Origin of the sequence: Georgenia daeguensis (assembly GCF_039537705.1) — a bacterium.
Classification (GTDB): Bacteria; Actinomycetota; Actinomycetes; order Actinomycetales; family Actinomycetaceae; genus Georgenia; species Georgenia daeguensis.
In genome coordinates, this window is record NZ_BAABBA010000011.1 from 63807 (window position 1) to 85525 (window position 21719).

General features: G+C 72.9%; 18 protein-coding genes. 10 read left to right on the forward strand and 8 right to left on the reverse strand.

What is annotated here, in order from left to right; translation table 11 throughout:
• Positions 1 to 111 precede the first annotated feature (111 nt).
• Together ABD774_RS12265 and ABD774_RS12270 are read right to left on the reverse strand one after the other, a co-directional pair.
• Entirely contained in the window at positions 112 to 2412 is a 2301-nt protein-coding gene (locus tag ABD774_RS12265; protein ID WP_345041530.1) for a beta-glucosidase family protein, read from the reverse strand.
• 283 nt (positions 2413 to 2695) lie between these two features.
• Positions 2696 to 3628 carry a hypothetical protein gene (locus ABD774_RS12270; protein WP_345041532.1) on the reverse strand — a complete coding sequence of 311 codons (933 nt, stop codon included), beginning with the start codon at positions 3626 to 3628 and terminating at the stop codon, positions 2696 to 2698.
• Positions 3629 to 3934: 306 nt separating this feature from the next.
• Here ABD774_RS12270 and ABD774_RS12275 point away from each other — a divergent pair, with 306 nt between their 5' ends.
• The 5 genes from ABD774_RS12275 to ABD774_RS12295 all read left to right on the forward strand — a co-directional run bounded on the left by ABD774_RS12275 (position 3935) and on the right by ABD774_RS12295 (position 9007).
• A complete protein-coding gene (locus tag ABD774_RS12275; RefSeq protein WP_345041534.1) occupies positions 3935 to 4258 on the forward strand; it encodes a rhodanese-like domain-containing protein in 324 nt (107 codons plus the stop codon).
• 79 nt (positions 4259 to 4337) lie between these two features.
• The gene (locus ABD774_RS12280; protein ID WP_345041537.1) at positions 4338 to 5717 is read left to right on the forward strand and encodes an MBL fold metallo-hydrolase; all 1380 of its coding nucleotides are present in this window, start codon (positions 4338 to 4340) and stop codon (positions 5715 to 5717) included.
• Entirely contained in the window at positions 5714 to 6544 is an 831-nt protein-coding gene (locus tag ABD774_RS12285; protein ID WP_345041539.1) for a sulfite exporter TauE/SafE family protein, read from the forward strand. The genes ABD774_RS12280 and ABD774_RS12285 overlap by 4 nt, the downstream gene beginning before the upstream one ends.
• A gap of 66 nt (positions 6545 to 6610) precedes the next feature.
• Positions 6611 to 7717 carry a Nickel transporter NicT gene (nicT, locus tag ABD774_RS12290; protein WP_345041541.1) on the forward strand — a complete coding sequence of 369 codons (1107 nt, stop codon included), beginning with the start codon at positions 6611 to 6613 and terminating at the stop codon, positions 7715 to 7717.
• Between the two features lie 6 nt (positions 7718 to 7723).
• Positions 7724 to 9007 carry an MFS transporter gene (locus ABD774_RS12295; protein ID WP_345041543.1) on the forward strand — a complete coding sequence of 428 codons (1284 nt, stop codon included), beginning with the start codon at positions 7724 to 7726 and terminating at the stop codon, positions 9005 to 9007.
• 470 nt (positions 9008 to 9477) lie between these two features.
• Here ABD774_RS12295 and ABD774_RS12300 read toward each other — a convergent pair whose 3' ends face one another.
• Genes ABD774_RS12300 through ABD774_RS12325 form a run of 6 tightly spaced genes read right to left on the reverse strand, consistent with a single transcriptional unit; the run spans position 9478 to position 15482 of the window.
• On the reverse strand, positions 9478 to 10581 hold the full coding sequence (locus tag ABD774_RS12300) for a zinc-dependent alcohol dehydrogenase (RefSeq protein WP_345041545.1): 1104 nt from the start codon (positions 10579 to 10581) through the stop codon (positions 9478 to 9480).
• Between the two features lie 4 nt (positions 10582 to 10585).
• The gene (locus tag ABD774_RS12305; protein ID WP_345041548.1) at positions 10586 to 11833 is read right to left on the reverse strand and encodes a Tm-1-like ATP-binding domain-containing protein; all 1248 of its coding nucleotides are present in this window, start codon (positions 11831 to 11833) and stop codon (positions 10586 to 10588) included.
• A 1-nt stretch (position 11834) separates the two neighbouring features.
• On the reverse strand, positions 11835 to 12512 hold the full coding sequence (locus ABD774_RS12310) for a class II aldolase/adducin family protein (RefSeq protein ID WP_345041550.1): 678 nt from the start codon (positions 12510 to 12512) through the stop codon (positions 11835 to 11837).
• A 35-nt stretch (positions 12513 to 12547) separates the two neighbouring features.
• Positions 12548 to 13441 carry a creatininase family protein gene (locus tag ABD774_RS12315; RefSeq protein WP_345041552.1) on the reverse strand — a complete coding sequence of 298 codons (894 nt, stop codon included), beginning with the start codon at positions 13439 to 13441 and terminating at the stop codon, positions 12548 to 12550.
• A 56-nt stretch (positions 13442 to 13497) separates the two neighbouring features.
• Positions 13498 to 14502, reverse strand: a complete 1005-nt coding sequence (locus tag ABD774_RS12320) for a LacI family DNA-binding transcriptional regulator (RefSeq protein WP_345041554.1) — start codon at positions 14500 to 14502, stop codon at positions 13498 to 13500.
• 29 nt (positions 14503 to 14531) lie between these two features.
• Positions 14532 to 15482, reverse strand: coding sequence for a glucose-6-phosphate dehydrogenase assembly protein OpcA (locus tag ABD774_RS12325; RefSeq protein ID WP_345041556.1), 951 nt, complete (start codon positions 15480 to 15482; stop codon positions 14532 to 14534).
• 147 nt (positions 15483 to 15629) lie between these two features.
• Here ABD774_RS12325 and ABD774_RS12330 point away from each other — a divergent pair, with 147 nt between their 5' ends.
• The 5 genes from ABD774_RS12330 (at position 15630) to ABD774_RS12350 (ending at position 21406) form a co-directional block, all read left to right on the forward strand.
• Positions 15630 to 16391 (forward strand): ABC transporter ATP-binding protein, encoded by a 762-nt coding sequence (locus ABD774_RS12330; RefSeq protein WP_345041558.1) that lies wholly within the window; start codon positions 15630 to 15632, stop codon positions 16389 to 16391.
• The gene (locus tag ABD774_RS12335; RefSeq protein ID WP_345041560.1) at positions 16388 to 17266 is read left to right on the forward strand and encodes an ABC transporter permease; all 879 of its coding nucleotides are present in this window, start codon (positions 16388 to 16390) and stop codon (positions 17264 to 17266) included. The genes ABD774_RS12330 and ABD774_RS12335 overlap by 4 nt, the downstream gene beginning before the upstream one ends.
• Before the next feature lie 60 nt (positions 17267 to 17326).
• Entirely contained in the window at positions 17327 to 18406 is a 1080-nt protein-coding gene (locus ABD774_RS12340) for an ABC transporter substrate-binding protein (RefSeq protein ID WP_345041562.1), read from the forward strand.
• Entirely contained in the window at positions 18403 to 19866 is a 1464-nt protein-coding gene (locus ABD774_RS12345; RefSeq protein WP_345041564.1) for a four-carbon acid sugar kinase family protein, read from the forward strand. The genes ABD774_RS12340 and ABD774_RS12345 overlap by 4 nt, the downstream gene beginning before the upstream one ends.
• A gap of 208 nt (positions 19867 to 20074) precedes the next feature.
• Positions 20075 to 21406: an alkaline phosphatase family protein gene (locus ABD774_RS12350; RefSeq protein WP_345041567.1), complete on the forward strand. Its 1332-nt coding sequence runs from the start codon at positions 20075 to 20077 to the stop codon at positions 21404 to 21406.
• Positions 21407 to 21719 lie beyond the last annotated feature (313 nt).

A 21719-nucleotide genomic window follows, 5' to 3' on the forward strand; every position in this document is an offset into this window, starting at 1 on the left:
CTTAGAGCTACTGCCGGGATGACAACGCCCCCGAACCGCGGGAGCAGTTCGGGGGCCTGAGGTAGGGCGGCCCGGACGGCTGCCTGTCGGCTGCCGTCCGGGCCGCGCGGGTCAGCGGCCGCTGGGTGTGCGGACGGTGACGGTCTCCTGGAGCGTGATGTTGTCGGAGGAGTTGCCGACGTAGACGTCGAACTCCCCCTCCGGCGTCGTCCACGTGTCGGCCTCGGCGTCCCACACGGACAGCGGGTGGTTGCTGGCGGCGGGGTCGATCGTGATGGTGACGTGCTGCTTCTCGCCGGGCTCGAGCTCGACCTTGTCGAACCCGACGAGCCGCTTGGGCGGCTGGTTCGCCGACTCGGGAAGGCCGAGGTAGACCTGCGGGACCTCGGCGCCGGCGACGTCGCCGGTGTTCTCCACGAAGAACTGCACGTTGATCGCCTTGGTGCCGTCCTGGACCTTCGGCGTCACAGTCAGTTTCGAGATCTCGAAGTCGGTGTAGGACAGGCCGTGCCCGAAGGCGAACTGCGGCTCCACGTCGTTGGCGTCGTACCAGCGGTAGCCCATCTCGCGGCCCTCCTCGTAACGGACCACGTCCACGGTGAGGTTGCCTCGCGAGTTCCGCACGCCGTCGAGGTCGAGGCCGGGGTAGGCCGCCTCGTTGCCCGCGGTGGGCGTCTCGTCCACCGACGCAGGGTAGGTCACCGGCAGCTTGCCGGAGGGGTTCGCCAGCCCGAACAGCAGGTTGGCGACGACGTTGCCGTCCTCCTGCCCGGGGTTCCAGGCCTCGAGGACGGAGGGCACCTGGTCGAGCCACGGCAAGAGAACGGGGTCGCCGTCCTTGAGCACGACGGCGGTGCTGGCGTTGGCCTCGGCGACGGCGGAGATCAGTGCGTCCTGGTTGTCGGGCAGGTTGAGGATCGGCTCGTTGTCGGCAGTGAGCTGGTCCCGGCCCTCGGCCGTGACCAGGCCAGCCATGACGACGACGACGTCGGCCTCCGACGCAGCGGCGACGGCAGCGTCGAGGTTGCTGAGGTCCTTCGCGACGGTGACCTTGGTGACGGTCGCGTCGGAGTCGAGCTCGGCGAGGGCGTTCTCCAGGCCTCCGAGCGCGTCGACCGTGTAGGTCGGGACGACCCGGGAGCTTCCGCCACCGCCGGCGACGGCCTCGTCGACGTAGGTGCTCTGGCCGATCAGGGCGATGGTGTCGACCTCGGGGTCTAGCGGCAGGAGGTCGCCCTCGTTCTTCAGCAGCACGGAGGTCTGCTCGCCGATCTCCCGGGCCACCTGGCCGTTCTCGGGGCTGATCGGCGCGCGGGTGATCGGCCGGTCGAAGATGCCGTACTTGAACATCTGGGTGTAGCGGCGGTCGAGGGCCTGGTCGATGGTGCCCATGGTCAGCGACCCGTCGGCCAGCGCGGCCTCGATGTTGGCCATCGTCATGTAGCGGCCACTCTGCATCTCGAGGTCCATGCCGGCGTTCAGCGACGGGGCGGTGGAGTGCGTGGCGCCGAAGTCCGACTGCACGTAGCCCTCGAAGTCCCACATGTCCCGCAGCACGGTGGTGAGGGTGTAGTCGTTCTCGCACGAGTACACGCCGTCGATCTTGTTGTACGAGCACATGATCGAGCCGAGGTCGCCGTCCTTGACGGCCATCTCGAACGGCAGCAGGTACAGCTCGTGCAGCACGGACTCGTCGACCTCGACGCTGACGTTGCCGCGGTCCTTCTCCTGGTCGTTGAGCACGTAGTGCTTCGCCATCGCGATGACGTCGTTGTCCTGGACACCCTTCACCTCCGCGGCCGCGATCACGCCTGAGAGGTAGGGGTCCTCACCGAAGTACTCGAAGTTGCGGCCGCCGTTGGCGATGCGCGCCAGGTTGATGCCGGGCGCCTCGAACTCGTGGAGGCCGAGCGTCCGGCTCTCCTGGCCGGCGAGATCGCCGAACTGGTAGGCGAGGTCCGGGTCGAAGCCCGCGGCAAGGGCGAGGGCGACCGGGAGAGCCGTCGCCGGCTCCTGCGGCGTGCAGTCGCCGTAGCCCACGCCGACCGGGCCGTTGGTGATCCGGAACGTCGGGATACCCAGCTCCGGGATGCCGGTGACGTTGCGGAACGTGCCGTAGCCGCCCGAGGAGTTCGTGCCGTTGCACTCAGGGAGCAGCTCCGGGGTGGGCGCGGAGCTGCCGTGCAGCTGCTGGACCTTCTGCTCCAGCGTCAGGGCGTCCACCAGCAGATCGGAGCGCTGCTCGGGCGTGAGGGACGTGTCCATCCATGGCAGGTCGGCGACGTCGGCCGCCTGGGCGGTGGGTGCCGTGACGCTGTCGGCGACGGCGACGCCGGCGGCGCTCAGAGTGAGCGGCACGGCAGCGGCGATCGCGAGCAGCCCCCGGCGCCGCGATCTGGTTCTGGCGTTCATCAACTGGTCCCCTTCGACCTCGATCACTCATGAGGGCAGCTGCCCTCATGCTCGGTGAAGCACCTCGGTGCGTGACCGGGTCCGGTCCCCCCGGGTTCCGGTCGCGAATCGTCGGGTGCTGAGGGTCACAGTCCTCGGCCGGGCGGGGGGAGGCAATCGGTTGCCACTTGTTGCCCGCTGGTGTCGCGCGAGTCGTCACGAGGCCGCAGCAGGCGCCGGGTGCGCGCCTCAGGGACCGGGCGTCCCGAAGGGGTGGAGGTGTGGCCGCTGACCGGTGCCCTCGTCAGGCGGCGCAGCTGGCACCGGCGCCGGTGAGGCGCTGGACCAGCCCGAAGCTCACCGCGGCCAGCGCCACGGCTGCCATGGTCGGCTGGTGCGGGGCCGAGCCGAGGAACCAGGCAGCGCCCAAGACGGTCATCGCCGACATGGCCGCGCACGGTGTGCACCCCACGTTCGGCCGCAGGCCCTGGCCCGGCAGGGGCAGGTAGGTGGACAGCGTGGCTGCCCCGACCACCGACGTCAGCGCCACGAGCACCGTCCATGCGGGCGCGAGCAGCGGCACCCAGCCGCCGCCCGCGGACACCAGGACGGTGAAGAGCACGGGCGCGAGCACGGCCGTCGCGATCGTGCGCCGTCGCGGCCACCGGCTCGCGCGGAGGAGTGGCGTCGTCGCCGGCGGGCCCTGCGTGATGGGTGCGCGGACGACGGGTGGCGGTTCGGGGTCGTCCTCGGCGACCGAGGTCTCCGCATCCGTCCCCACGGCCGCGGCGAGGTCGTCGAGGGCGTCGACGGCGCCGTCGAGGTAGGCCAGCCAGGCCGGCGACGACGCGGCCGACTGCCCGCGGCGGGCCAGCCAGCGCCCGCGCAGCTCGCCGAGCAGTGCCAGCGCGGTCGTCGCCGTCGGGTCCGATCCTGCGGCGCCCGATCCCGTGGCGCTGGACGCCGCGCGTAGCTCGCGGTGCACGTCGGACAGCGCGGAGACGGCCCCCTCGAGGTACTTCACCGTCGGCCGGGGCTCGCCCGAGCGCGACAGCGTGCACAGCGAGGAGTTCCCCGCGGCCGCGGTCAGGCGCCCGACGGCGTCCTGCCGGCGGGCGAGCACGAGCTCAGCGAGGTCGGCCTCTCCGGCGGGCGGGTCCGCCGTCGGCGCCGGGCCTGCCACCTGCGGGCCTGGTGTCGACGGCCCGGCCGCCGGCGTCGTCAGCGGCAGGTGCATCGCTGCGCGGGCTCCACGCCGGCCATGACGGCGTCGACGTGCATGCCGCAGCCGGTCCAGGTGACCTTGCCGCAGCTGCTGCATCGGGCGGGACTGCACATGGGGGACTCCTTCGGTGAGGTGGTGGTGACGGGTCGCAACAATACCCCAGGGGGTATACCGTGTGTCCAGTGCTCCCATCGGGGGCGCACCGCACGGGCGGGCTCCATGCCTTCCCGGCGGCGTGGGAATGCGTGGGGCCGAGCGCTCGTTGTAGGCTCCGAGACATACCCCCCGGGGTATCAACTAACGGGAAGGAATCAGCCCATGGCCGAGGTCTCTATCGACCAGTTCACCGCAGCCCGGGCGGACGGCGCCCTCGTCGTCGACGTCCGCGAGCCGGCCGAGTACGTGCAGGGGCACGTCCCCGGGGCGCTCCTCGTCCCGCTGGGCGACGTGCCTGCCCGGGCCGGCGAGCTCCCGACGGACCGGCCGGTCTACGTGATCTGCGCCAGCGGAAACCGCAGCCTGCGCGCCGCCGACTACCTCGGCCGCGCCGGCGTCGACGCCCGCTCCGTGCAGGGCGGGACCAGCGGCTGGGTCCGCGCCGGGAACCCCGTCGTCACCGGCTCCCGCGCCGACGCGTCCTGACCACCGACCAGTCCCGACCAGACCACCGACACCCCGACCCGTCGCGGGCCCGGCCCGCGACCACCCGGAAGGACCACTGATGGCCACCACGATCATCTCCATCGAGACCCCGTCCCTCGGCGACCGCAGCTACCTGGTCCACGACGGCGAGGTCGCCTTCGTCGTCGACCCCCAGCGCGACATCGACCGTGTCCTGGGCGCCGCCGAGAAGGCCGGCGTGCGCATCACCCACGTCTTCGAGACCCACATCCACAACGACTACGTCACCGGCGGCTACGCCCTGGCGCAGCAGACCGGCGCCGAGTACCACGTCAACGCGGAGGACGACGTCTCGTTCGAGCGCAGCGGCATCCGCGACGGCGACGTGGTCGAGGTCAGCCCCGAGCTGCGCGTGCGCGCCATGCACACGCCCGGGCACACTTTCACCCACCTCTCCTACGTGCTCGAGTGCGACGACCCCGCGGTCTTCTCCGGCGGCTCCCTGCTCTTCGGCTCCACCGGCCGCCCCGACCTGCTCGGCGAGGCCCACACCCACGAGCTCGCCCGCCACCAGTACAGCTCCGCACGCAAGCTCGCCTCCGAGCTCAGCGACGAGACCAAGGTGATGCCGACCCACGGGTTCGGCAGCTTCTGCGCCGCCACCTCGGCCGGGGGCGACACCACCGCCTCGACGATCGGCCAGGAGCGCCTGATCAACCCGGTGATGTCCCAGGACGAGGAGGACTACGTCGCCGACACCCTCGCCGGCCTCGACGCCTACCCCGCCTACTACGTGCACATGGGCCCGGCGAACTCCGCCGGCCCCACCGCCTCGGACCTCTCCGAGCCAGAGCGGGCCGACAAGGAGCAGCTCCGCCGTCGCCTCGAGGCGGGGGAGTGGCTGGTGGACCTGCGCAACCGGACCGCCTTCGCCGCCGGCCACGTGCCCGGCACGTTCAACTTCGGACTCGACGGCCAGTTCGCCACCTACCTCGGCTGGCTCATCCCGTGGGGAACCCCGGTCACGCTGCTGGGCGAGAGCCCGGAGCAGGTGGCCGAGGCCCAGCGCGAGCTCACCCGCATCGGCATCGACCGGCCGGCCGCCGCCGCGACGGGCCGCCCGGAGGAGTGGACCGACGCCCCCCTCGCCGCGCTGACCACCGCCACCTTCGCCGACCTCGAGCAGGTCCGCCACCACCGTCCGGTCACCGTGCTGGACGTGCGCCGGGTCAGCGAGTGGCGCGACGGCCACATCGACGGTGCCGTGCACATCCCGATCCACGACATCGTCACGCGCATGGACGAGGTGCCCCAGGGCGAGGTGTGGATCCACTGCGCCAGCGGGTACCGCGCCTCCATCGCCGCGTCCCTCGTGGCCGCCACCGGGCGGCGCGTGGTCGCCGTCGACGACAACTTCGCCAGCTCCGCGGCGCCGGCCGGCCTGCCCGTCGTCTCGGACCAGGCCCCCGCCACGGCGTGAGCCCGGCCCTGCTCGCGCTCGCGGTCCCGCTGGGGGTCGTCGTCGGCATCACCGTCGGCGCCCTCGGCGGGGGCGGGTCCATCCTCACCGTCCCGGCCCTGGTCTACGCCCTCGGCCAGGACCCGCGGACCGCGACGACGGCGTCCCTCATCATCGTCGGGGTCACCACGCTGATCGGGATGGTCCCCCACGCGCGGGCCGGCCGGGTGCGGCTCGGCCAGGGCGCCGTGTTCGGGCTCCTCGGGGTCGGCGGCGCCTACCTGGGCTCGCTGCTGTCGGCGAGCGTCGACCCGGACGTCCTGCTCGTCGCCTTCGCCGGCCTGATGTTCGTCGTCGCCGGGGTGATGACCCGACGACGGCGCGCGGCCGCCCGCGCCCGGGCGGCGGGGCGCGAGCAGCCCGAGGTGCGGACGAGCCCCATGCTCACGCTGCGCCCGTTCCGGTGCGACTGCCGGGCCGTCGGCACCCTGCTGCTCACCGCCACCGCGGTCGGCCTCCTGACCGGGTTCTTCGGCGTGGGCGGCGGGTTCGCCGTCGTCCCGGCGCTCGTGCTCGTGCTGCGCCTGCCGATGCCCGTGGCCGTGGGCACCTCGCTGGTGGTGATCACGATCAACAGCGCCAGCTCGCTCGTCTCCCGCCTCGGCCAGGACGTCACCCTCGACTGGCCGGTGATCGGGACGTTCACCGTGGCCGCGGTCGTCGGTAGCCTCGTCGGTGCCCGCATCACCTCGCGGGTGAGCCCCGCGCGCCTCAACCTCGCCTTCACGATCCTGCTCGTGGCCGTCGCCACCTACACGGCCGCCAGCAGCATCCCGCAGCTGCTCTGAACCCCGCAGCTGTTGTGAACCTCGGAAGCTCCTCGGAGCTCCGACGCCCCGGAAAGGACACGCCCCGTGACCACGCCGACCTCCTCCGCCGTCGCCGCCCCGCGGGCGCGGCTCGGCCGGGCCGAGAAGCGCTCCCTCGCCGGCATGGCCGGCACCGTGCTGCTGCTCAACGTCCTCGGCTGGGGCGTGCTGCTCCTCGCCGTCGCGCCGCAGCGCCTCACGGTCGGCAGCGCCGGGGCCTTCGGCGTGGGCCTGGGCGTCACCGCGTTCCTCCTCGGGGTCCGGCACGCCTTCGACGCCGACCACATCGCCGCGATCGACAACACCACCCGTAAGCTCGTCGGCGAGAGCCGCCCGGCGCTGAGCGTGGGCTTCTGGTTCTCGCTCGGCCACTCCAGCGTCGTCTTCGGGCTCTCGCTGCTCCTCGCGCTCGGCCTGCGCGCGGTCGCCGGCCCGGTCGCCGACGGCGGGTCCGCCCTCCAGCAGACGCTCGGCCTGGTCGGCTCCGTCGTCGCCGGGACGTTCCTCATCCTCATCGGCCTGCTCAACCTCGGGTCCGTCCGGGGGATCGTGCGGGTCTTCCGCGAGATGCGCGGGGCGGCCCTCGACGAGCGCGAGCTCGAGCGGCTGCTCAACAGCCGCGGGATCATGGCGCGCCTGCTCGGCCGGTTCACCCGGCGGGTGACCAGGCCCTGGCACATGTACCCGGTGGGCCTGCTCATGGGCCTCGGGTTCGACACCGCCACGCAGGTGGCGCTGCTCGTGCTCGCCGGCGGCACCGCGGCGCTGACGCTGCCCTGGTACGCCATCCTCGTGCTGCCGGTGCTCTTCGCCGCCGGGATGAGCCTGTTCGACGCCGCCGACGGCGTGCTCATGGCCCGCGCCTACGGCTGGGCCTTCCTGGCCCCGGTGCGCAAGGTCTACTACAACCTCACCGTCACCGTGCTCTCGGTCGTCGCCGCGCTGGGCATCGGCTCGGTGGTGCTGCTCCAGCTGCTCGCGGAGCACCTCAGGCCCGACGGCGGAGTCCTCGGGTGGGCGGCCGGCCTGGACCTGGGCAGCGTCGGCTACGCGCTGGTGGCCGTGTTCGTCGGTGCCTGGCTGCTGAGCCTGGCCGTGTGGCGTCTCGGCCGGGTCGAGGAGCGCTGGGGCGCGCCCGGTTCGGCGGCCTGAGGATCGATGTCGCGATCGTCCGGCACCCGCCCCGCCGACAGGCCCGTGCGGCTCGGGCTGCGGGCCAACGCCGCCCAGTTCACCCTCCTCGTCGCCGTCAACGCCCTCGTCGGCGGGATGCTCGGACAGGAACGGACCGTGCTGCCGCTGCTGGCGGAGCGCGAGTTCGGCCTGCGCGCCTACACCGCCACGCTGACCTTCGTCCTCGCCTTCGGGCTGGCCAAGGCCGCGACGAACTACCTCGCGGGCACGTGGTCGGACCGGTACGGGCGCAAGCCCGTTCTCGTCGCCGGCTGGCTCGTCGCCGTGCCCGTGCCGCTGCTGCTGATCTGGGCGCCGTCGTGGACGTGGATCGTCCTGGCGAACGTGCTGCTCGGCATCAGCCAGGGGCTCACGTGGTCGACGACCGTGAACATGAAGATCGACCTGGTCGGCCCCGCCCGGCGCGGCACCGCGATGGGGCTGAACGAGGCGGCCGGCTACGCCGCCGTCGCTGTGACCGCACTGGCCACCGGGTACCTCGCGGAGTCCTACGGTCTCCGGCCCGCCCCGTTCCTCCTCGGCCTCGCCTACGCCGCCCTCGGCCTCGGCCTGTCCACGCTCGCCGTCCGGGAGACCCGGCAGCACGCCCGCCTCGAGGCGTCCGGCCACACCGCGCGGCCCGACGGACGCCACGACCACCTGCACGAGGACCTCACCGACCGCCAGGTGTTCGCCCAGACCAGTTTCAAGGAGCCGGCGCTCTCCGCCGCCAGCCAGGCGGGCCTGGTCAACAACCTCAACGACGGGCTCGCCTGGGGCCTGTTCCCCGTGCTGTTCGCCGCCGGTGGCCTCTCGATCGGCCGGATCGGGATCCTCGCCGCCCTCTACCCGGCCGTGTGGGGCGTCGGCCAGCTCCTCACCGGGGCGCTCTCCGACCGGTGGGGCCGCAAGCGGTTCATCACGCTGGGCATGTGGGTCCAGGCGCTCGGCCTGGCGCTGGTGGCGCTGGGCGACACGTTCGCGCTGTGGGCGGTGGCAGCCGTCCTGCTGGGAGCGGGAACAGCCATGGTCTACCCGACGCTGCTCGCCTCGATCGGCGACGTCGCGCACCCGGCCTGGCGGGCGCGCTCGGTGGGGATCTACCGCCTGTGGCGCGACGGCGGGTTCGCCGCCGGCGCCCTGCTCGCCGGGGTGGTGGCCGACCTGCTCGGCGTCCGGGCCGCGGTGTGGACGGTGGCGGTGCTCACCCTGCTGTCCGGGCTGGTCGTCCAGGCGCGGATGTACGAGACCCACCGGCGGGCCGGCTGACCGGCGCGCGCAGGGGAGTGGTCAGTTGAGCCTCCGGGTGCGCGCGGCGTGTCTCGGCCCGACCGACGTGTCCTTTTGCGCCGATGTGAACACCGCCGGAGCGGTGCGAGCCCGTCTGGCACGGTTCCCGCTCACCTCGCGCGAGCGCACACGGCTGGACCTGGGCGAGCCACGGTCGCACGAGTCGCGCTCCGCTCACCCGATCCCGCCAGGCTGCATTCGTGCGACCTGGGCGCGCACCGCTCCCGCGGGCCTCACATCCGCCGAAAAACACATGTCGCGCGGAGACGCCGGCGGAGATTCCGCCTCTGCCCGCCGCCCGTGGAGACGCCGCCTTGCCCGCCACCCGCGGAGACGCGGCCGGGCAGAGGTCGCATGGCGGGCTCTCGGCCCCGGGCGGCCGTTGCCCACGCGACAAACGCCGCCCGGGCGGGGTCTCGGCCCGGGCGGCCCTCATCGATGCACGGGGGTCAGAACGCGACGACCACCTTGAGCGGGTCCCCGTCGCGCTCGCGGACCACTCGCAGCGCCTCGGAGATGTCCTCGAGCGGGAACTCGTGCGTCACGAGCTCCTCGCCCTTGAGCCGGCCCATCTCGGCCAGCGCCACGGCCCGCTTGACGTTGTTCCCGCCCTCGCCGCGGGTGGTGTACATCGTGACGTCGCTGCGCACCGCGACGGTGAGGTCGAACGTGACCGGCTCCGGGTAGAAGGCGACGAAGAGGATCTTGCCGCCGCGCCGCACCGTCTCGATGCACTGCTGGGGCGTGGCGGGCGAGCCCGAGGTCTCGATGACGAGGTCCGCGCCACCTCCGGTCAGCCTCTTCACCTCCGCGACGGCGTCGGTCTCGCGGCTGTTGATCACGTGGTCGGCGCCGAGCCGCTTGCCCATCTCGAGCCGGCTCGGCCGGGTGCCGACGAGGATGACGTTGCGCGCCCCGAGCTGCTTGCACGCCTGGACCGTCATGAGCCCCACGGGCCCGGGCCCGAAGACCACCACGTCGTCGCCCGCGATGTACCCGCCGGTCGCGTCGAGCCCGTACAGGCCCGTGCCGGCGGTGGTGATGAGCACAGCGTCCTTGAAGGAGACGTTCTCCGGCATCTTGTACACCGAGGCCACGTTGTGCAGCGCGTACTCGGCGAACCCGCCGTCCGTCGTCATGCCGGAGGCGCGGTGGTTCTTCTTCGTGTTCCCGTAGTTCAGGCAGGCCGTGTACAGGCCCACCAGGCAGTTGTCGCAGCGCCCGCAGCCGTGGTGCGCCTCGATGCAGACGCGGTCCCCGGGGGCCACCTCGTCCACGGTCTCGCCCACCGCGACCACCGTGCCGGTCCACTCGTGGCCGGGGGTGTACTCGCCGTACGGGGGAGTGCCCGGGAAGTGGCCGTCGTAGATCTTCAGGTCGGTGCCGCACATGCCGCACATGGCGACCTTCACGAGCACCTCGTCCGGCCCGGGGCGCGGGACGGGCTTGTCCACCACCCGCATGTCGCCGGGCCCGAACAGCACGGCGGCCCGCATCGTCTCGGGGATCTGGTCCTCGGTGCGCCGCCCGGGGGCGGCTGACGTCGTGGTCATGTTTTCACCTCACGGCGGTGGGGGCTCCCACCATGTCGGTCAGGGTCTGCGCCGCGGTCACGGCGAAGGCTTCGTCGTTGATGGTCAGGTCGAGCAGCGTGAGGGGGATGTCGCTCCTCAGGCGGGCCCCCAGGACGTCGATCAGCGCCTGGTTGGTGGCGGGGTCGTGCAGGATGCCGCCCGGGCTGCCCACGTGGGACCAGCCGCGCAGCGGGACGAGGACGGCGACCGGCCCGGTGGCGGCGTTGAGCCGCTCCGCCATGAGCTCGCCGACGGCGGCCAGCTCCTCCGCCGTCGTCCGGACGTTGGTGTTGTAGGGGTTGTGGACGTGGGTCGGGCGGCCGCGGTAGGCCTCGGGGATCTCGTCGACGCCGCCGAAGCACAGGTACTCCAGCCCCCCGGGGACGACGACCTGCGGGATCCCGGTTTCCCCGGCCGCGGTGAGCCGGCCCGGCCGCACCGGCGCGTAGATGTCCCGCGGGTGCAGCTCGCCGAGCAGCTCGTGGGTGGTCATGTCCAGCACCGCCTGGATCGTCCCCTGCCGGATCAGGCGTTCCATCGCCGACCCGCACGCGCCGGAGGCGTGGAACGGCACGATCTCGTAGCCCTGCTCGCGCAGGGCGGCCACCGCACGGACGACGGCGGCCTCGGTGTTCCCGAACGCCGTCACCGCCACCGCGGTCGCCCGGGGGCGAGCCTGGGCCCGGTACCGCGCCGCGGCCCGCGCCATGGCCACGATGCCCGCGGCGCACGTGTCCAGGATCGACGTCGTGACGATGTTGGGCCCGCCGAGCAGGTCCGCCACGGAGAACTGCATCGCGATGTCGGAGTCCATGACGTACTTGCGCACGTTCCCCGACGCCACCGTCGAGATCAGCAGCTTCGGCACCCCGATCGGGACCGCCCGCATCGCGATGGAGGCCACCGCGGTGCCCTGGTTGCCGCCGACGCCGATCATCCCGTCGAGCCGTCCGGCGTCGTACCACCGGGTCAGGTGGGTGGCCGCCCCCGCGCCCATCGCCGCCATCGCCTCGTCCCGCGGGCCGGCCCGCAGCCCCGGCACGTCCCGGCCCGCGGCCGCGGCCACGGCGGAGGCGGGGACCGTCGCGGCGGGGTCGTCCACCGGGCTGAGCCCGATGTCGACGACGACCGCCTCGCCGCCGTCGTCCGTGATGCGGTCCCGGAGAAAGACGGCCTCCTCCCTCTTCGTGTCGAGCGTCGCCAGGACGGCGACGACGGGAGCCACGGCCACGTCAGGAGTCCTCGGCCAGCGGGGCGAGGTCCTCGGCCAGGCGGACGTGATCGTGCGGCGAGAGCGCCACCGCCTGCGCGGCCAGCAGCGCGACCCGCGCGTTGTCCTCCAGGTACTCCGTCCGGTAGTACGCGGTCCGCAGGTCCGGCCCCACCGCGACCGTCCCGTGCTCGCGCATGAGGGCCACGCGCAGCTCGGGGTCGGTGAACAGCTCGGTGATCTGGTCGGCCAGCTCCTCCGAGCCGGCCGGGAGCAGGTCCACCAGGGCGATCCGCCGCAGGTGGCCGCGGGCCGCCGTGTGGACCACCGGCGGCACCCGGTTGGCGACGGCGAACGCCACCGCGTACGGCGGGTGCTGGTGCACGACCGCCCCGACGTCGGGCCGGGCCCGGTAGATCGCCGAGTGCCACCGCCACTCCTTCGAGGGTTGCCGCCCGGGCTCGAGGACCTCGCCGTCCAGCGTCATCACGACGGTGTCGGCGGTGTCCATGTCGCCCTGGCAGCAGCCGGTCGTCTTGATCAGCAGCAGGTCGGTGCCCGGGATCCGCAGGCTGTTGTTCCCGCTGACGCCCGGCACCAGCCCGCGGTCGTAGGCGCGGCGCGAGATCGCCACGAGCTCCTCCCGCAGCAGCCTGAGCAGTCTCGGCTCCACGGCGTCGAGCGGGCTCTGTCCTGCCATGCCGCACCTCCTCGGGTGGCTCGGGCGCCTCGGTCTCAGGCCCGCTCGGGGTAGTCGCTGTACGTGACGTCCACCTCGAACTTGCGGACCTCCTCGACGTAGGCGCCGAGGTGGTCGGCCATCCGGTCGAACATCGCCAGCCCCTTCTCCTTGGTGGCGCGGAACGGGTTACCGATGGTGGCGGTGTCGGAGTACTCGTGGTGGTCCATCGGGACCCAGATGTTCTCCGAGTTCTGGAACTTCACCGTGCCCGTGCCGTCGATCTTCGAGAAGGAGCTGCCCATGTAGGCCGGCGCGTGCGCCCGGTCCTCCACGGCACGCTCCATGTGGACCAGCCCGTCCGCCGTCGCCATGAGGCAGGACGTCTCCAGCTCGGAGGAGTGCCAGCCCGGGGTCTCCTCCGGCGGGTTCTCGAAGAGGTCCTGGACGACGTTGGCCTCACGCTCGGTCGGCGTCTTGTAGAAGGAGATGAAGGCGCCGGTCTCGTAGCGCAACTGGCGCATGACCTCGTCGATGGGCTTGGTGTTGGAGCCGTGGTGGCTGACGAAGACGACCCTCTTCACCCCGTGGTAGATAAGGCTGCGGGCGACGTCGTTGAGCACGCGCCGGTAGGTCTCGGCCTTCAGGGTGATGGTGCCGGCGCCCTCCTCGTTGCGGCCCATGTGGTGGGGGGAGTAGCCGAACGGCTCCAGCGGCGTGAACAGGACGTCGAACTTCTCGGCGGCCCGGTAGACCACCTCCATGGTCACGTAGCTGTCCGTGCCGAGCGGGATGTGCGCGCCGTGCTTCTCGGTGCTGCCCATCGGGACCAGGACGGTGTCCTGTCCCGGCTCCTGGAGCCGCTCGGCGACCTCGGAGAACGACATTCCCAGGATGTTGTGCTTGCGCTCGTTATTCGCGTCGGTCTTGGCGTAGTCCTTCGTGGACATGTGAATCTCCTCGTGGGGTGTGTCGTCGTTGACTCACGGGAGGTCGCCGCGCGCGGTCAGGTGCGCCGTGCGCCGCAGCTCTCCCTGATGACCATCCGCGTACGGACGCGGAGGTGCTGGGGCCGCCGGGGGCGGCCGGTTCCGTCGAGCAGGAGGCCCATGGCCTCCGTGCCGAGCCTGTGTGCGGAGACCGAGACGGTGGTCAGCGCCGGCCTGAGGTACTCCGCCATGGGGATGTCGTCGAAGCCCACCAGGGCCACGTCGTCGGGGACGCGCAGCTGCATGTCCCGCAGGGCCGCCAGCGCCCCGATCGCCATCCGGTCGCTGGCTGCGAAGATGGCCGACGGCGGGGCGGAGGCGTGCATGAGGCGCCGGGTCGCGTCGTACCCGCCGGCCTCGGTGTAGTCACCGTTCGCGACCTGGTCGGAGCGGTGCTCGACCCCGGCGTCCTTCAGAGCGCGCCGCAGCCCGCGCAGTCGCTCGTCCGAGGCGCTCGAGCCGCGGTGGCCGGCGACGAACCCGATGCTCCTGTGGCCCAGGGCGAGGAGGTGGCGGCCGACCTCCTGGCCGGCCTCGGCGTTCTCCACGCGGACCGTGGAGAACCGCCGGGTGGCACGCCCGATCATGACCACCTCGGTGCCGTAGGCCTCGAGGTCGCCGTCGGGCAGGACCACCTCGTCGCCGCCACCGATGACGGCCAGCGCGGCCACCCGCTTGGCGAGCAGGGCGTCGATGCTGGACCGGGCGCGCCCCGGGTCGCGGTCGGTGCTGCACGAGAGCACCTGGTACCCGCGTGCGGTGGCGACGTCCTCGATGCCCCGGGTGATCTCCGGGTAGTAGGGGTTGGACATGTCGGGCGCGACGACGCCGACGAGCCGGCTGTTGCGCTGCGTCAGTCCCTTCGCCATGCCGTTGGGGCGGTAGTTGAGCCGCTCGATGGCCGCGAGGACCTTCGCCTTCGTCTCCGCCCCGATGGGGTAGTCACCGCCCGAGGCGACCCGCGAGACCGTGGCGACGGAAACGCCCGCCTCGGCGGCGACGTCACGGATGGTCGCAGGCATGATTTCCTCGCGCTTTCTGTAACCGGTTTCTATGACGCCGACCGTAGCGACGCCCCGTCGCCGGTGTCAAGGGTGCCGGTGCGGACCAGCTGGGTGAGGGCCCGGCCGTACACCGGGTCCGGCGCCAGGTGGCGCAGATCCTCCATGAGGCAGTCCGCCAGGCTGCGCAGGGGGAGCGAGACCGTCTGGTCCGGCGCGCCGGGCAGGCGCATCGTCGCCGTCGAGCCGTCCGGCTCGCGGCGCACCGTCACGGCGCCGGCGACCGTCTCCACCCCGACCTCCGTGATGCTCCCCGAGTGCAGCTCCCGGGTCTGGACGGAGCAGCCGAGCCCGCTCGCGAGCCACCCGGCGACGAGGTCCACCGTGGGGCGCAGCCCCTGGCCGGCCACCCACGCCCGCCGCACCCCGTGCGTGGGGAGCAGGTCCAGCGCGGCGGCCAGCAGGGCCCGCCACGGCGTGCTCCGAGCCCAGGACAGGTCGGTGTCGCCGGGGGAGTAGCCCCGCGCCAGGGCGCGGATCGTAGCCGGCGGGTCGGCAGTGCCGAGCGCGTCCGTGATCCGGCGGACGGCCAGCTTTCCGACGGGGTCCTCGGCCGGCTCGGGCGGCGGCGCGGCCGGCCACCACGCGACGGTCGGCACGTCCGGCAGGAGCAGCGGCGCCACCAGCGTGTCCGTCGCGCCCGCGGCCCGCCCGCCCGCGCGGAGCACCACGATCTCGCCCGCCCCGGCGTCGGCGCCGAGGCGGATCTCGGCGTCGAGCCCGTCGGGCGCCTGCGGGTCGGTGACCAGGGCGACCACGCGGCTGGGGTGCTCCAGGGAGGCGCTCCGGGCGGCGGCCAGGGCGCTCGCGAGGCTGCCCTCCACCGTCGGGACCACGAGCGAGAGGACGTGGCCGAGCGCGACCGCGCCGCCCTCCTCGCGGAGCCGGACGAGGGCGGCGGCGACGTCGTTCGCGGTGGTGCGGGGAAGGATCGTGATCATGTCGGTCTCCCGCCGTCGGGACTCGTCACGCTTGACACGTGCAGGTCAGATGCGCCACCTTCGTGTAACCGGTTAACTGTAACCGTGTGCTCCGGGGGCCGGCAGCACTGCCGGGCCCCAGGCGACGACGGAGACGCAGGAGGAGCCTTGACCTACAGCCTCGAAGTTGAAGACGTGAACGTCCGGTTCAGGCAGAACGTCATCATCGACGGCCTGTCCCTGCGGGTCGAGAACGACGAGTTCGTCAGCATCGTGGGGACCTCGGGATGCGGGAAGACCACGCTCCTGCGGTCCATCGGCGGTCTCCTGCCCCAGGCGCAGGTGGGCCGGATGACCCTCCACGGCCGTGAGCTGAAGACCCCGGAGCCGCGGGCGGCGATGGTCTTCCAGCACTTCGGCCTCTTCCCGTGGAAGACGGTCGAGCAGAACATCCGCTACGGCCTCGACGTCCAGGGCCGGGCGCAGGGCATGGACGCCCGGGTGGCCGAGCTGCTCGAGATCATGAGCCTGACCGCGGCCCGCAAGAAGTACCCGTACCAGCTCTCGGGCGGCATGAAGCAGCGCGTCGGCATCGCGCGTGCGCTGTGCCTCGAGCCCGAGCTGCTGCTCCTCGACGAGCCGCTCAGCGCCGTCGACGCCATCACCCGGGAGATCATGCAGCGCGAGGTGCTCGGCATCATCGAGCGCGAGACCCGTACCGCCCTGCTGGTCACCCACGACCTCGACGAGGCGATCATCATGTCCGACCGCATCATCGTCCTGGGCGGGCCGCCGGCCCGCGTCATGCTGGACGTCCGCTCGCCCATGCCGCGCCCCCGGAACATCGACTCGGTGCGCAGCCACCCGGACTACATCCCGCTGCGCAGCCAGCTGTGGGACAGCCTGCAGTCGGGGCGGGAGGCAGCATGAGCGGCGCGACGACCCCCGCGGACCGCGGTGCCACGAGCCCGCCGGCCCCTCGGCGTGACCCGCTGGCCCAGGTCCCGCCCCAGCGGGAGATCCAGGCCCGCCGCACCCTGCGGCTGCGCACCCTGTCCAAGAACCAGCGGCGCGCGGTGCGGTACGGCTCGCTGCTCGTCATCCTGCTCGCCTGGGAGATCTACGGGCGCAGCGTCAACCCCATCGTCTTCACCTACCCGACGGCGATCGTCCAGGCGTTCTTCGACATGATCGCGGACGGCACGCTGGTCGACGCGCTCGTGGACACGCTGGTCGTGCTGCTGATCGGCTCGGTCATCGGCGTCGTCTTCGGGGTGGCGCTCGGCCTGGTCGCCGGGCGCAGCGACGTGGCGCGGCAGATCCTGGACATCCCCATCAACGCGCTCTACGCCCTGCCCGCCGTCGCGCTCATCCCCGTGATCGTGCTGTGGTTCGGCTTCGGGGACTCGGCGAAGGTCTTCGTCGTCGCCTTCTTCGTCTTCTTCCCCGTCGTGATCAACACCCAGCGCGGCGTGGCCGAGGTCGACCCGGAGCTGCTGGAGGTGACCCGGTCCTTCTGCTCCAGCGAGAGCCGCGTCTGGCGCGACCTCCTGCTGCCCGGGGCCCTGCCGTTCATCTTCACCGGCATCCGCCTGGCCATCGGGCGTGGGCTGGTGGGCGTGATCGTCGCGGAGTTCTTCACCGCGATCTCCGGCCTGGGAAACCTCATCGTCACCAACGCCAACACCTTCGAGACGGCGCGCGTCTTCGTCCCGATCGTCATCCTCTCGCTCATCGGCGTGGTGCTCACCGGCGCCCTCGCCGCCGTCGAGAAGGTCCTCGCGCCCTGGCGCCGCGAGCAGTGAACACCGGGGCGCCCCAGCGCGCTGACGTCCCGGACCAACCAACGAGGAAGTGGGTCCGTCATGAAGATCCAGCTCGGGCGACGGCGTCGCCCGCTCATCGCGACAGGCATGGTGCCGCTGCTGATCGCCCTCGCGGCCTGCGGCGGGGACGACGGCGGGGCCGAGCCGGGTGGCGGCGGCGGCACGGGAGGCGGTGCCGGTGGCGGCACGACCACCCTGCGCGTCGCCATGCCCACCAGCACGACGAGCTTCGCCAACTCCGACGTCGCCGTCGCCGACGAGATGGGCTACTTCGACGAGGTCGGCCTGGCCGTCGAGATCTCCAACCTCAAGTCCGGGTCCTCGGTGACCACCGGCGTCGTCGGCGGGCAGTTCGAGGTCGGCGGCTCGAGCATCGAGCCGGTGATCAACGCCTTCGCGGGCGGCGGGGAGGTCAAGGTCATCGCCAGCTACACCGACCGCCTCGAGGTCGAGATGGTCGTGCCCGAGGACATCGAGTCGCCGGAGGACCTCAAGGGCAAGCCGGTCGGCATCCAGGAGGTCGGCGCCTTCCGCGAGGTCATGACCCGCATGGTGCTGGAGGACGCCGGCCTGACGGCCAAGGACGTCCAGTACGTCTCGGTCAACGCCAACGCCTACATCGGCGCCCTCCTGCAGGGCCAGATCTCCTCCGCGATCCTTCACCCCGAGCAGGCCATCGAGGCGACGAACAAGGACGACACCCTGCACCCGCTGGTGAACCTGTACGAGGTCGAGCCGGACTACTTCTACGGCGTGTACTTCGTCGACGCCGGGTGGCTTGAGGAGAACCAGGACGCGGCGGAGGGGTTCGCCGAGGCCATCACCAAGGCGCACCGGACCATGTACGACGACCGGGAGGCCGTGGTGCCGATCATCGCGGAGGCCACCGGCTTCGACGAGAAGGTCATCGACGGTGCCTGGGAGACCTACATGGAGGAGGTCCAGGCCTACCCGAAGAACGTCGGGCTGGAGGAGGACCGGCTCCAGTACACCGTCGAGCGCATGCAGGAGCTCGGCACCCTCCGCGCCGGGGAGGCGCCCGACGTTGCCGAGATGGTGGACCGCGGGCCGATGGAGGCCGCGGTGGAGAAGCTGGGTGAGGTCGAGGAGCGTTCGTGACCGGAGCGGCGCCGGGTTCTCCGGCGCCGGGCGGTGACGCCGCCCCGGGGCTGCGGCCTTCCCGTCCGCGGCTCGGCGTCGTCGCCGACGACTACACCGGCGCCGTCGACGTCGCCGCCACGCTGCGGGAGGCCGGCGCCCGGGTCGAGCTGCATCTCGGGGTCCCGCCGCCGGACCGGGCGTGGAGGGGTGGCGACGTCGCCGTCGTCGGCCTCAAGACCCGCTCGGTGGAGGCCGGCGCGGCCGCCGGTCGGTCCGCGGCGGCGGCCGGCTGGCTGCTCGGGGTCGGTGCGTCGCAGCTGTTCCAGAAGTACAGCTCGACGTTCGACTCCACCGACGCGGGCAACATCGGCCCCGTGGCGGACGCGCTGTGCGCGGAGGTTCGCCGTCGCGGCGGCAGCGAACCCGCCGTGGTCCTGTTCTGCCCGGCGGTGCCGCGCTACGGACGGACGGTGTACCAGGGGCACCTGTTCGTCGGCGACCGGCTGGTGTCCGAGGCCGCCGGCGACCACCCGCTCACGCCCCGCACGGACGCGGACCTCGTCCGGCGTCTGGCCCGCCAGACGCGGGTGAGCGTGGGGCTGCTGCCGCACCAGGCGCTGACGGGCGGGGCCGAGGGCGCCCGCGCCACGCTCGAGCGGCTCGCGGCGTCCGGGGTGCGGTACGTCGTCGCCGACGCGGTGGACGACGCCGACCTCGCCGTCCTCGGTGAGGTCGCCCGGGCGCACCCGCTGGTGACGGGAGCGGCGGGCCTGGCGACCGCCCTCCTCGCCGGCGTCCTCCCGGGCCCGGCTGCCCCCGCCACGTCGGCCGTCCATCGGGGGCACCGGTCGGGGGCGCCCCCGGGTGAGCATCTGCCTGCCGAGCACCTGCCGGCCGAGCACCTGTCGGCGGAGTACCCGCCGCCCGACCTGCCCGGTGCGCTCCTCGCCGGCAGCTGCACGGCGGAGACGCTCGAGCAGGTGCGCCGATTCGAGGCCCGGTGGCCGGTGCTGCGCTTCCGGCCCAGCGAGGTCGCGGCCGGGCGGGACGTTCTCGCGGAGGCGCGCCGGCTGGCCGCGGACCACCTGGGCGGCGGGCCGGTCGGGGTGGTGGCGAGCGCACCGCCGGACGTCGTCCGCACGGAGCAGCAGGCGCTCGGCCGTGACCGGGCCGCCGAGCTGGTGGAACGGACGCTCGGCGAGGTGGCCGAGGCGCTCGTGGCGCTCGGGGTGCGCCGGCTGGTGACGGCCGGCGGCGAGACGTCGGGCGCCGTGGTCGAACGGTGCCGGATCACCCACGGCACGGTGGGCGCTGCCGAGGCGCCGGGCGTCGCCTGGCTGCGGGTCGGCGACGTCGTGCCGGCCGAGGGCGCACCGGCCGAGGCAACCCCGGAGGACGGCACGCTGTGGGTGCTGCTGAAGTCCGGGCCGCTCGGTGACGCCGACGTCCTGGTCCGGGCCCTCGCCCCCGCCGCCTGAGTTCGCCCGTCCTCCGACTTCGCCCGTCTTCCGACCTTCGCCCGTCTTCCGACTTGCCCACATCCAGGCTTCCCGACCCCACGGCCGCGGCCCGCCCGGAGCCTTCACGGCTCGTTCATCCCCCTGCTGCGTTATGGACGCCTGGCTTCCCTAGCGTCGTCCCGAGCGTGCCGCGGTCCTCGCGGCGCTCGGACCCGGGGGAGCTCTCGTGCGCGAACGTTCTGCTGTGCTGCTCGGCGCCGTCGCGGCGCTCGGCCTGACGGCGACGGCGGTGGCGGCTCCCGCGACGGCCGCTCCCGCAGAGGCCGCGCCGTCGTCGAGGCTCACGGATACCGTGACGGACGTGCCGGACGAGGACAAGGTGGTCCTGTTCGCCGTCGACGGCTTCGACGCCGACTACCTCGACGGGCGCGCCGACCTGCCCAACCTCGAGGCGCTCGCGCGGCGTGGGGCGCTGAGCACCGGCACCGGCGTGATGTCCTCGATGACCAACCAGTCCTGGTCCTCGGTGGCCACCGGCGCCTACCCGGAGCGCACGCTCAACGCCTCCTACTACCTCGACCCGGTCACCGGGACGGTGCGCGGGCAGTCGCGCGCGATCGCCGTCGAGACGCTGGGGGAGGCGCTCGCGGGCGCCGGGAAGACCGTGGCCTCGGTGCAGTGGTTCATCCTGCAGAACCGTGGGGTGGCCTACGGCGACCCAGAGGCGCTGTACACCCAGCCCGGCGGGACGTGCGAGAGGCGGGGCGACGACGCCGTCGCGATCCTCGAGGGCCGCCCGGTGGACTCGGGCGGCACGGCGGTGACCGTGCCCGAGGTGCCGGACTTCCTCGCGGTGTACTGCGACGACGTCGACGGCGCCGGGCACACCACCGGCGAGGACAGCGCGGCGACGGTCGCGGCGCTGGAGCGGGTGGACGAGCAGATCGGGCGCGTGGTCCAGGCGACGAAGGACGCCGGCACGTACGGGCGGACCACGTTCGTGCTGCTGGGCGACCATGGCTTCACCTCCTACGACCACGTCAACGGGCCCCAGACCGAGGCGGCCGTCGAGGCCCTTGGGTACGAGGCGGAGTGGGTGGGCACGGGACGCGCGCCCGCGCCCGGCACGCAGGTGGTGCTCGCCGGTGGCGGGCTGACCTCGGTGCACCTGGTCGGAAACCTGGCGGGCGACGGCGGGGCGCTGGCGCGGATCGAGGCGGCGCTCGCGGACGTCGAGGGAATCGGCCGGATCTACGGCAAGGACGACCAGGCCGCGATGCGCATGGCGCCGGTGTACGGCGACCTGGTGGTGGAGCCGGCTCCGGGCTGGGCGATGTTCGCCGCCGACGCCGACCACACCCGGGGACGGCACGGCACCAGTCAGGAGCTGGAGGTGGCGTTCCTGCTCAGCGGGGCGGGTGTGCAGCCGGGCGTGGCGCCGGCGGGCGCACGGCACGTGGACGTCGCGCCGACCGTCGCGCACCTGCTCGGGGTCCCGGCTCCGGCCGGCTCGCAGGGCCGGGTGCTGGCGGAGTCGCTGGTGACCGCGCGCCGGTAGGTGCGCCGTCGATCAGGCCACCGGGCACTTCTCGGATGCCGGTTCGTCGCGCCCGGCTGACCAAGGTCTCTCTTTTTGTCGATGTGAGCACCGCTGGCCAGACGCGAGTCGGGCTCGCGCGAGTCGCGCTGGGCTGGCCCGTGCGCGTCCCGCCGCACTGCGGCGAGCCAGGCTGGCGCGAGTCGCGCTGGGCTGGCCCGTGCGCGTCCCGCTGCACGGCGGCGAGCCACGCTCGCCTGGCTCCCGTAGACCTCACATCCGCGAAAAACACTTGTCGTCCGGGGACGTGGCCCGGGGGGCGTGGCCCAGCCCC

What these genes read in the sequence shown, in the direction of transcription:
- ABD774_RS12265 (WP_345041530.1), bottom strand. Translation starts at nt 2,412, where the DNA reads ATGAACGCCAGAACCAGATCGCGGCGCCGGGGGCTGCTCGCGATCGCC.
- ABD774_RS12270 (WP_345041532.1), bottom strand. Translation starts at nt 3,628, where the DNA reads ATGCACCTGCCGCTGACGACGCCGGCGGCCGGGCCGTCGACACCAGGC.
- ABD774_RS12275 (WP_345041534.1), top strand. Translation starts at nt 3,935, where the DNA reads ATGGCCGAGGTCTCTATCGACCAGTTCACCGCAGCCCGGGCGGACGGC.
- ABD774_RS12280 (WP_345041537.1), top strand. Translation starts at nt 4,338, where the DNA reads ATGGCCACCACGATCATCTCCATCGAGACCCCGTCCCTCGGCGACCGC.
- ABD774_RS12295 (WP_345041543.1), top strand. Translation starts at nt 7,724, where the DNA reads ATGTCGCGATCGTCCGGCACCCGCCCCGCCGACAGGCCCGTGCGGCTC.
- ABD774_RS12300 (WP_345041545.1), bottom strand. Translation starts at nt 10,581, where the DNA reads ATGACCACGACGTCAGCCGCCCCCGGGCGGCGCACCGAGGACCAGATC.
- ABD774_RS12310 (WP_345041550.1), bottom strand. Translation starts at nt 12,512, where the DNA reads ATGGCAGGACAGAGCCCGCTCGACGCCGTGGAGCCGAGACTGCTCAGG.
- ABD774_RS12315 (WP_345041552.1), bottom strand. Translation starts at nt 13,441, where the DNA reads ATGTCCACGAAGGACTACGCCAAGACCGACGCGAATAACGAGCGCAAG.
- ABD774_RS12320 (WP_345041554.1), bottom strand. Translation starts at nt 14,502, where the DNA reads ATGCCTGCGACCATCCGTGACGTCGCCGCCGAGGCGGGCGTTTCCGTC.
- ABD774_RS12325 (WP_345041556.1), bottom strand. Translation starts at nt 15,482, where the DNA reads ATGATCACGATCCTTCCCCGCACCACCGCGAACGACGTCGCCGCCGCC.
- ABD774_RS12335 (WP_345041560.1), top strand. Translation starts at nt 16,388, where the DNA reads ATGAGCGGCGCGACGACCCCCGCGGACCGCGGTGCCACGAGCCCGCCG.
- ABD774_RS12340 (WP_345041562.1), top strand. Translation starts at nt 17,327, where the DNA reads ATGAAGATCCAGCTCGGGCGACGGCGTCGCCCGCTCATCGCGACAGGC.